A 9330-nucleotide genomic window follows, 5' to 3' on the forward strand; every position below is an offset into this window, starting at 1 on the left:
CAGGGAGTTAACACTTATATGCCATGTCAAAAAATCAATAAATTCCAATTAAATCGCGCATTTCGGCAGGCCATATCCTAGAGATCTATGGCTTGCCCTTTGATATTGAATGCATAGATATTCGGCGCTATGAATTACATAACGCGCCTACAGAGCTAAGAAAAATAGACTAAAGATACAACAACTAACTACCGCACAAAATTTACTTGGACGGTCTTCACGATGGCACTTTTAGGTTCCCAGGAGCGCGCATATTTAAGTTGGATTTGCGTGTGTTCAGGTAATACTTTTCCTTTCTGTACTACAAATGTAAAATGCATTACCCCTCCTGCACCAACTAGATTAGTTTTTGGCTTTTCATAAACACTAGCGCTTAAGGTCAATAAATTTTTATCGTACTGGGCAACGGTCCATTGAAAGCCGGTCGTTGGATTCGCAGGCAAGGAAAGAGCAAAACTGGGATCTTTAATATTCACGTCTAACGATAATTCATCATTTGCGTGTGCCATCATTGAGAAACCTAAAAGCAAACTACTGAATAATACCTTCATCAATATTCTCCTTTTGCTGATTCAACGCAAAATTGATTGTTTCTACGTGTTTTTATTAAAGCATTGGTTAATTATCCTTATAATATCCTCCTGTACTTCTGTAAAAGGAAGGTTTTGATATTCTTCTTCCAATTTTATTTTTTCTTCTTCACGCTCAGTGCGCTGCCATTCATCTAAAATTTCAATTTCTCGATCAAGGAGACTCTCGCGCATTTTACGAAGTTTATCTAATTCATCCCAGCAGTTCATAATAGTTCTTTGCCAAAGTGAGTGTACTTTAAGTATAGACTTAGTTTAAAAATCAATCCTATTTCCTCTCCATGAAAGTGCTTAAAATAAGATAAAAAGCCCATTTAACCTCACAACTGATCTTTATTTGAACTATATTTAAAGAGTTCAATAAATAATAAGGACACCATACTTTGGAGGGAACATTATGAAAAAATTAGTAATTATTGGTTCTGCTTGCCTGTTTTCACTGTCGTTAGTTGGATGTCAAACGATGGATAGCGCCGCTAAAGCAGGAGGCTCTGTTGTGGATACTGGAGTTCATGCCGTATCTTATACAGGCCATGCTGTAGGCTCAACTGTTGGCTCAGGCGTGAATTTTTTAACTGGTCATTCAACAACACAACACAGTGGTATGCACAATTATCATAAAAATGGTACTGTTTATCATAATGGCCATCAATACAGAATTCAACATGGTCAATACGTTCTTGTACGTTAATAAAAAAAGCCCCTGTAGTACCTCTCAAGTAATACAGGGGCTTTTTTCAGAAATCGTGTTTGTGCGACAGCTGTAATTGCCCTGATGTAGATTGTCCATTACCATGTCTTTCGACACCGTGTCCATTCCAGCCGCGCCAAACAATTATAGAATAGCGAATAAAGTACTAAAAAAATAGAAACGTATCACCAATTAACGTGTAAGAGATTTCTTAAATTGCTTTGCGATTTATATCGGATGCGTTGTTTAACAAAAAAATCAGGTCTTGAATGATTAATTTTTGAAACAGAATAGCCATAATAGCAAATACGCACTACAATAAATATAATTGACGTTTTTATGTATTATTTTACAATAAGTTATTGTCCTTTACATAAAGGATCATATGTTTGACAAAATTTATAATGCCGCACTGCAAGCTACAGATGCTTATGAGTTAAAAAAGAGTCTGGAAGATGCACATTTAGATGCGCTCGATAATATGCCCCCCTATTTTACACCAGCAGGCAAATTAGCAGCTACAGGTGCGAATAAAGCTGCGGAAATGCTGCGTACAATAGGAGCAATGGTTGACTCTATTGCCATGGGCTACGCATTCGCGGGCAACAATAAAATGGTTGAAGAGTACCGACTTCTACATCGTGCGGATGTCAGCTCTATTGCCATGGGCTATGCGCTCGCGGGAGACCATGAAAAAACAGAGTTGTACCGCATACAATGTCAGGCAAATGCCAGTTCAATTGCCATGGGCTATGCCCATGCCCACGATCATGAAAAAGTTGAAGAATATCGCCTCACACATCGCGCAAATATCAATGCCATTGCCATGGCTTATGCCCAATCGTTAAATCATGCCAAAGTTGAAGAATATCAAATACAACACCAAGCCGATGTTAAAGCAATCGCCATGGGCTATGCGCTTGCTGGCGATCATAGCAAAGTTGATGAATATCGTAAGCAGCTTAAAGCGGATGTGAATACCATAGTTATGGGTTATGCACTTGCTAGCAACCATAATAAAGTTGAAGAATATCGTAGGGAATTTAAAGCCAGTATAGATGCCATTGCCATTGGCTATGCCCAAGCCAGTAATAATGCAAAAGTTGAGGAATACCGTGTACGTTATAATGCCGATATCAATTCAATTGCTATGGGCTATGCGCTTGCTAATAATCATACTCAAGCTGAAGAATATCGATTTATGCACGGTGCCGATCCTGGTCTTATCGCAATTGGTTATGCGCGTACGGGTAACCATGCTAAGGTGGAAGAATATCGCACACGGCATCTGGTTGATCCGAGTTTTATTGCCATGGGTTATGCGCTTGCAGGCAACCATGCCAAAGTTGAAGCGTATCGTAAGCAATACAATGCGTCACTAAAATCAATCGCTCAAGGCTATGCTCGTTCCACAGACCCCATGCCGCGATTGTATTATGCAATTAATATACTCACAAAGCACGGACCCGCAGGCCATGCAATTATCGATGCCATGAGCCGTTTACGAACGGGTCAAGACCAGCGTTGGAACCCTTACTGGGTTAATAGCAGTGCAAAACTCGAGCAAATAATCTATGCTGTTGAGGGCTTAAAATTTACTGACCGTTTGGAAGAACAACTTAATAATCCAAAGTCTGAAATTTATGTTGCCTTAAATACGCATCGCTCTTCTATTGTCAATTTATTCAGTTGGCTGGGATTTAGCCACGCACGTTCATTAGTTTATGTTAAAAGTAAACTGATTAGAAAAAGTCCAAGCAAACGCAAAAAAAAATAAAGCCAATAACATGCATAGAATTAATCGCCACACATTTTACCCAAAACAGCATTAGTTTTCATGCCGGAATATCAATATATTCTTGATATTAAACTAGATTCTGTTGACATTTCGCTTGCTTGAGCGAAAATGAATTATTGTTTGCGTGCCAGAGCACAGAAGAGCAGCTTATTGTCGCTAAGACAGTAGTAATTCAGTAAAGTCATTATTTTATTTTTTGTACGTAGGAGCGCGTGTGGAATACGAAACCATGGAATTTGATGTACTCATCGTCGGAGCAGGTCCGGCGGGATTATCTGCCGCGATTAAACTGAAACAATTGGCTTTAGCCGCAGGAAAAGAACTCTCGGTCTGTATTTTAGAAAAAGGCGCCCAAGTTGGGGCACACATCATTTCTGGGGCCGTATTAGAACCCAGAAGTCTTCAAGAGCTATTGCCTGACACTTGGCAAAATGCCCCTTTAGATACGCCTGTAAGCAAAGATCTTTTTTATTTTCTTACGCACAAACATGCCTATAAACTCCCTACCCCCAAACCAATGCATAATGAAGGGAATTACATTATTAGCTTAGGTGAGTTGTGCGCGTTTCTAGCAAGACAAGCGGAGGCTTTAGGTTGTGAAATTTACCCAGGCTTTGCAGCAGTCAAAGCACTTTATAATGATAAAAACCAAATGATTGGTGTTGCTACAGGCAGTGTTGGCATCAATAAAAATAAAGAGAAAACCGATAATTATCAGCCGGGAATGAATTTACTGGCCAAACAAACCTTATTAGCAGAAGGATGTCGTGGACAACTGAGCCAAAAATTAATGGCTCGTTATCATCTAAGAGACAAAGCCAATCCCCAAACCTATGGTTTAGGAATTAAAGAAATTTGGCAAGTTAATGCAGACAAACATGAACCAGGTAAAGTTATTCATACTGTGGGCTGGCCAATGAACCACGCAACCTATGGTGGTTCCTTTATTTATCATTTGTCCAAACAGCGTGTTGCCGTTGGTTTTGTTGTTGGTTTGGATTATAAAAATCCCTGGCTTAGCCCTTTTGCCGAATTACAACGTTTTAAAACCCATCCATTCATTCGCTCTGTTTTAGAGGGCGGCGAACGAATTAGTTATGGTGCGCGCGCACTAAATGAAGGGGGTTGGCAATCCTTACCAAAGTTGACCTTCCCTGGCGGCGCCCTGATCGGTGATGCAGCGGGTTTTCTTAATGTTCCTAAAATCAAAGGCATTCATACCGCAATGCAATCAGCTATGCTTGCAGCTGAAGCGTGTTTTGAAAGCTTACAGCAAACTAGTGATACGCAATTGGAATTAACGCGCTATTCAGAAAAAGTAAAGAATTCCTGGCTAGAAAAAGAGCTTTATTCAGTACGTAACATAAGACCAGGATTTAAATATGGTCTAATCCCCGGTTTAATTAATGCGGCATTTGAAACCTATATTACTGGTGGTAATTCGCCATGGACTCTGGCAAATCATGCGGATCACGATACGTTGCAATTAGCGAGAAAAGCAAAAAAAATTGAGTACCCTAAGCCAGATAATGTGCTTACCTTTGACCGACTTTCATCCGTGTTCTTAACCGGTACCTTTCACGAAGAGGATCAACCCTGTCATCTAGAGTTGAAAAAACCACAGCTGGCTATTGATGTTAATCTAAACAAATATGCCTCTCCCGAGAGCCGTTACTGTCCCGCTGGGGTGTATGAAATTGTCGAAGAGGAAAATGGTCCTAGATTGCAAATTAACGCGCAAAATTGCATTCATTGTAAAAGCTGTGACATTAAGGATCCAAGACAAAACATCGTTTGGCATGCCCCTGAAGGCGGTGGCGGACCGAATTATTCGGGGATGTAATAAAGGTTATGCAGAAAGATTGAAGGTTCTTACTGCCATTCGTTCGGGTTGGATATCCCAAAATATAGATCAAGAACCACTCGTAGTCCGGATTTAGGCGATGCCTAATCCGGGCTACGTCACTTAGCTATCTATTATTACAACTTTCTACTAGGAGGACTAATTTTATCAGCCTCTTTCATACGCTCTAGACGCCCAGCAGTTGCTTTACCAAGAATTCGTGCTCCTTCTGCAAAGAATCCTTGACGTGCCGCATCCAATTGAGACTGAGCTTCTCTTTGTTTATTCAAACAATCAGGATCAACGACAGCTCTTTTAGCAGCCTTGTTTGCAAAACGCTCACCCATAAACCATTCTAATAATTTGGGGTTAGATCGATTTAATAACTGAACTGGTTTTTTTTCTGAACTTAATGGTTTGTCCAAATCAACACCTGCTTTTTCCAATCGTATACATAAAATGGGATCATCTTTTGCGACCGCATATTTTATTGTTGCTTCAGCAAGCATGGGAATCATTTTTTCTAGATTATCGACTCTTGCTTTTGCACGCTCAGTAAATATAGAAGTTGCTGATTTGCTGTGTTCTTTATTAAATGTAGCACGGACAGCTTCCAATTTTTTCACAGCACTTTCATAAGTTAATTGCTGATTATTTAAAATAATTTTAGGCATAATTTGGGGATCGTTAAGCAAGAACTCTAATACATCTTTTCGTCCAAACTTAAGAATAACATCAATATTCGTTTCATCTTCCTCTACATTATCTGCAGTTACATTCAAGTAGGTAAAATTGAAATCAGGTTGGCTCACAAGAAATTTAATTAAATCAAGTGGTCTTCCTCCTGTAATAGAAGTTTTCATTATTGAGTATCCTGTTACAGGATTTATAGTATTAACTAACTTAGGATCCTCCGTAATAAGAGCTATTGCGACGTCATATTTTTTTGCTTTGAGTGCATCTAATAAATTATCAACTGGTGATGGCATTTTATTCTCCTTATAACTAATTAAAAACTGACCATCTTATCAAAATTAATTAAATATAAAAACAATTAATATTAATAATTAATCCAATTCATTTAAATATGGACAGATTGCCGTGCTGAATATTCATCACTGTTTTGCATCAACTCAGACACTATTGCAAATTTTTCTTTGATTTCCTCGAAAAATTCATGATTTGCGGCTAACTTATCAAAATTATTGGACAATGATTGGATAAGTTCCCTTGGTAGATCTTCAAAATTTTTATACTCTGTTACTTCCCTAATTTGTGCATTAATCTCACTAATAATCATATTATCCTCATCGCTCAACTCCTCTTCACTTCCTATTCCTTCTAATTTTGTTGCTATTCTTGCTAAAGTAGTGTTTATAACATTCATCTTTTCATCCATTGAACTATCTGGATTCTTAGCAACATCACGCGAACTATGCAGTGACAGCTTTAGTCGACGCTGCGCTTCAATTGAAGATTGATTCGCTATATCGTGATTAGCGCCATGGATCTTATGCCCTAGGTTGCTATTTTGTGCATTTACAAGAGATTCTTTTGGTATTTCCGCACCTAACTCATATTCTGCTATCTCATCAATAGCATGTGCTTGCGCAACAGCCTCTACAATATCTTCTTGAAATGGAGCTGCATTAAGACCTAGCGTATCTTGATCTTTGGCTATTTTCTGAAACATATCTACATCTTTTTCGAATTGTTGTTTTAATTGCCCAGTCATAAGTGGATAGGCAATACGCTTAATTATTTCTACTTCCTGAGAACATTTAGCAAGTAACTCCTCTTTCTGCTCAAGACTATCGGCGTCTTTTACTTGCTCTTTAAGCGCTGTTAATCGAGACACTGCTCTATTTAATTCTTGCTGTTGACCTTTATTCAATAAATCAATTGGTAATTCACCTATATCACCAATAAGCGCATTTAAATTCTCTTCTATATTTGCCTTGGCCGCTTGATTCGTTCGTTCTAAATGCGGTGTAATCTCTGCTAATTTTTCCGCATAAACTTCATCATTGCTCTCCAGCTCTTCTTTATAACGTTGCGTTTCTTCTAGCTCTTCTTTATAAATTTCTGCAAATCCAGGCTCATTCTGATTTTTTTCTAGAACTGTAGCGAATGCCTTTTCATATTTTTGATCTAGTTTGAGCAGGTCCTCATATTGTTTTTTTGCAGCGTGTACATCTTGGCGAGCTATAGAGCGACTCATAATCGCATCGCGCTCTTCAGTATAACGTTGACGCATCTGTTTTATTTCACGACGAATGCTGTGATGTCTCTCGAAATTCTCATCGAGAGAATCAATAGCCCGCATCATTCGTGCTGCACGACCATGGTATGCCGTATCAAGAACTTGAGTTTGAGCTGTATAATGCGCATAACTGACACGTCGATATTCTTGTTCATAATAGCGATACAAATCCATGTTGGTTACACCCTGGGTAAAAAAGGGAGAATAATCACGTGGCGTGTATGAACTCGATGCTGTAGGCGTATTTGTGGTTGTTGTTTGTGGTTTTAAGGGATCAAAAAATGGTGTTTGTTGTTGCACCTTCGCTGCAGTCCGTGCTTCTTCGCGTTTAATTTCTGCTATTAAAGCAAGCTCGCGGGCAAATAAGTCTTTATCAAAAAAAATTTCGTGAATACGATCATACTGCCTTGTTAAAACCAAGAATAGTAGATAATTATGTTCACTAATGTATTTAAGCTCACGAACAATTTGTGCATTTTGTTCTTTTTCATCGAATTTATTAAGCACGCCGCGTGACATTCTTAGCCCACGTAAATACGAACCTAAAATACCTATTGTGGCTTCTGATAATTCTTTTTGTTCCAACATCGCCGAAGCCGGATTACTTTTGATTTTGTTTCTAATTTCACTAGATAATTCTTTTTGCTCCAAAATCACAGGAGCCGGATTATTTTTGATTTTATTTACAATTTCATTTGAGTTGGTGTTGGCTGCCATTTTTACCACACAATCCGTTCGTGTTTTAACCAAAAGTATAGTACATTTATGTGCGTTTGTTCTTTTAATGCTCTTTGTGGTATTTTATTTTTCTATTGCAAGGGGGTTTAGAAAGAAGTCAATGAAGAAACCGCTTAATGGATGACTGGGATAATAGCGAATAAAACCTTATTTCGAGCCATTCAGATTGAAGAAGTGCGCTAAAGAAAAATCCCCCTTCTCCTCTTGGGGTCTAGGCGTCAAGTTAAGGGAATGGAGCGAGAATATGTAAGATTAAACTCCTTAACTTGACGACTATGGCCAAGAGGAAATGTAGTGACACTCAAAAGCATGGCCATCAGCTTTAGAAAAACTCACAATCAGTGGGGAAGGAACCGGTTTCCTTATAATGGCGAGACAATTCATCAACCCAACGGGTTAATGAATTCTCATTAATGTATTCGGCCAGTTGTCTAGAGAGTAAGCGCCTCTCTTCAGCATTTAGATACAAACTGCATGAAAGAATAATTTTTAAGGCCTCTTCGCAAAGCTCCCAACGCTCATCACTTATTTTAGGAAAAACCTTTTGCAACACTTTTTGACGTTGCTCATCATTAAGGTAAGGTATGCAAGCACAACACACCTGCATTGCCGCACGACTAACTTTCCAATCACTGTCATTTAATTGCAGCAAAACTAATTCAAGCACCTTCTGACGCCACTCGTTATTAAGGCACGGTATGCATAGCAAAATATCTTGCAATGCAGCTTCACGAATTAAATTGTCGTGAACCGCTAATTTTGTCAGCAGCATTTCAATTACGATCTGACGCCTTTTCTGATTAAGATATGGCATAAATTTAGTAATGGCCTTACGTGCCATAGCGCAAACGTACGAATTGTTGTCGTTTAATTTTAGAAGAATTTCATCAAGCACTTCCTGATGATACTTACTCTCAAAATGTGAGGTAAAAAGAATAATAACCTGAAGTGCCATTCCGCGAACCACTGAATTCGTATCATTTAATTTAGGAAGAGCCGCTTGGAGTGCGTTATGACAATTATTCTCGTTAAGATAAGGTATAAACAAGAGCATAGCCTGAAGCACCATATAACGATTACTCCAGTCATTATCGTTTATATTCGGCAGAATTACGGCAAAGGCTTGCTGATGATGCTCCTCACTAAGATAGGGCATTAATTGGAGCATCACGTCTAATAATACATCACGAATAACCCAATTATTATCATTTAAATGAGGAAGAATGGCATTAAAAGCTTCTTGACGTTTCTCATTATCCAGATAAGGCATCGATGCACCAACAATCTCCAATACGGCCTCACGTACGAACCAATTACTGTCATCTAAATAAGGAAGAATCCGATTAAATACATCAAGGCATCTGTCGATATCCATATGCGGCATACACGCAGCAATAACTTTTGCAG

Annotated in this window: 8 protein-coding genes; 3 read left to right on the forward strand and 5 right to left on the reverse strand. The window is 38.7% G+C overall.

What is annotated here, in order from left to right:
* Nucleotides 1-188: 188 nt before the first annotated feature.
* The gene (locus LDG_RS05320; protein ID WP_006870159.1) at nucleotides 189-551 is read right to left on the reverse strand and encodes a protease inhibitor I42 family protein; all 363 of its coding nucleotides are present in this window, start codon (nucleotides 549-551) and stop codon (nucleotides 189-191) included.
* 42 nt (nucleotides 552-593) lie between these two features.
* Nucleotides 594-800, reverse strand: a complete 207-nt coding sequence (locus LDG_RS05325; protein ID WP_006870160.1) for a hypothetical protein — start codon at nucleotides 798-800, stop codon at nucleotides 594-596.
* A gap of 187 nt (nucleotides 801-987) precedes the next feature.
* Here LDG_RS05325 and LDG_RS05330 point away from each other — a divergent pair, with 187 nt between their 5' ends.
* The 3 genes from LDG_RS05330 to LDG_RS05340 all read left to right on the forward strand — a co-directional run bounded on the left by LDG_RS05330 (nucleotide 988) and on the right by LDG_RS05340 (nucleotide 4922).
* Nucleotides 988-1281 carry a hypothetical protein gene (locus tag LDG_RS05330; RefSeq protein WP_006870161.1) on the forward strand — a complete coding sequence of 98 codons (294 nt, stop codon included), beginning with the start codon at nucleotides 988-990 and terminating at the stop codon, nucleotides 1279-1281.
* A gap of 385 nt (nucleotides 1282-1666) precedes the next feature.
* Nucleotides 1667-3058 carry a hypothetical protein gene (locus LDG_RS05335; RefSeq protein ID WP_006870162.1) on the forward strand — a complete coding sequence of 464 codons (1392 nt, stop codon included), beginning with the start codon at nucleotides 1667-1669 and terminating at the stop codon, nucleotides 3056-3058.
* A 235-nt stretch (nucleotides 3059-3293) separates the two neighbouring features.
* Nucleotides 3294-4922, forward strand: coding sequence for an electron transfer flavoprotein-ubiquinone oxidoreductase (locus LDG_RS05340; RefSeq protein WP_006870163.1), 1629 nt, complete (start codon nucleotides 3294-3296; stop codon nucleotides 4920-4922).
* A 137-nt stretch (nucleotides 4923-5059) separates the two neighbouring features.
* On the opposite strand, the gene LDG_RS05345 is transcribed toward LDG_RS05340, so the two are convergent.
* The 3 genes from LDG_RS05345 to LDG_RS05355 all read right to left on the reverse strand — a co-directional run.
* Nucleotides 5060-5911 (reverse strand): hypothetical protein, encoded by an 852-nt coding sequence (locus LDG_RS05345; RefSeq protein WP_006870164.1) that lies wholly within the window; start codon nucleotides 5909-5911, stop codon nucleotides 5060-5062.
* 92 nt (nucleotides 5912-6003) lie between these two features.
* On the reverse strand, nucleotides 6004-7902 hold the full coding sequence (locus LDG_RS05350) for a hypothetical protein (RefSeq protein WP_006870165.1): 1899 nt from the start codon (nucleotides 7900-7902) through the stop codon (nucleotides 6004-6006).
* A 343-nt stretch (nucleotides 7903-8245) separates the two neighbouring features.
* The coding region (locus LDG_RS05355) for a HEAT repeat domain-containing protein (RefSeq protein WP_040534621.1) at nucleotides 8246-9330 on the reverse strand (1085 nt) is incomplete at its 5' end.

Origin of the sequence: Legionella drancourtii LLAP12 (genome assembly GCF_000162755.2) — a bacterium.
GTDB classification, from domain to species: Bacteria; Pseudomonadota; Gammaproteobacteria; order Legionellales; family Legionellaceae; genus Legionella; species Legionella drancourtii.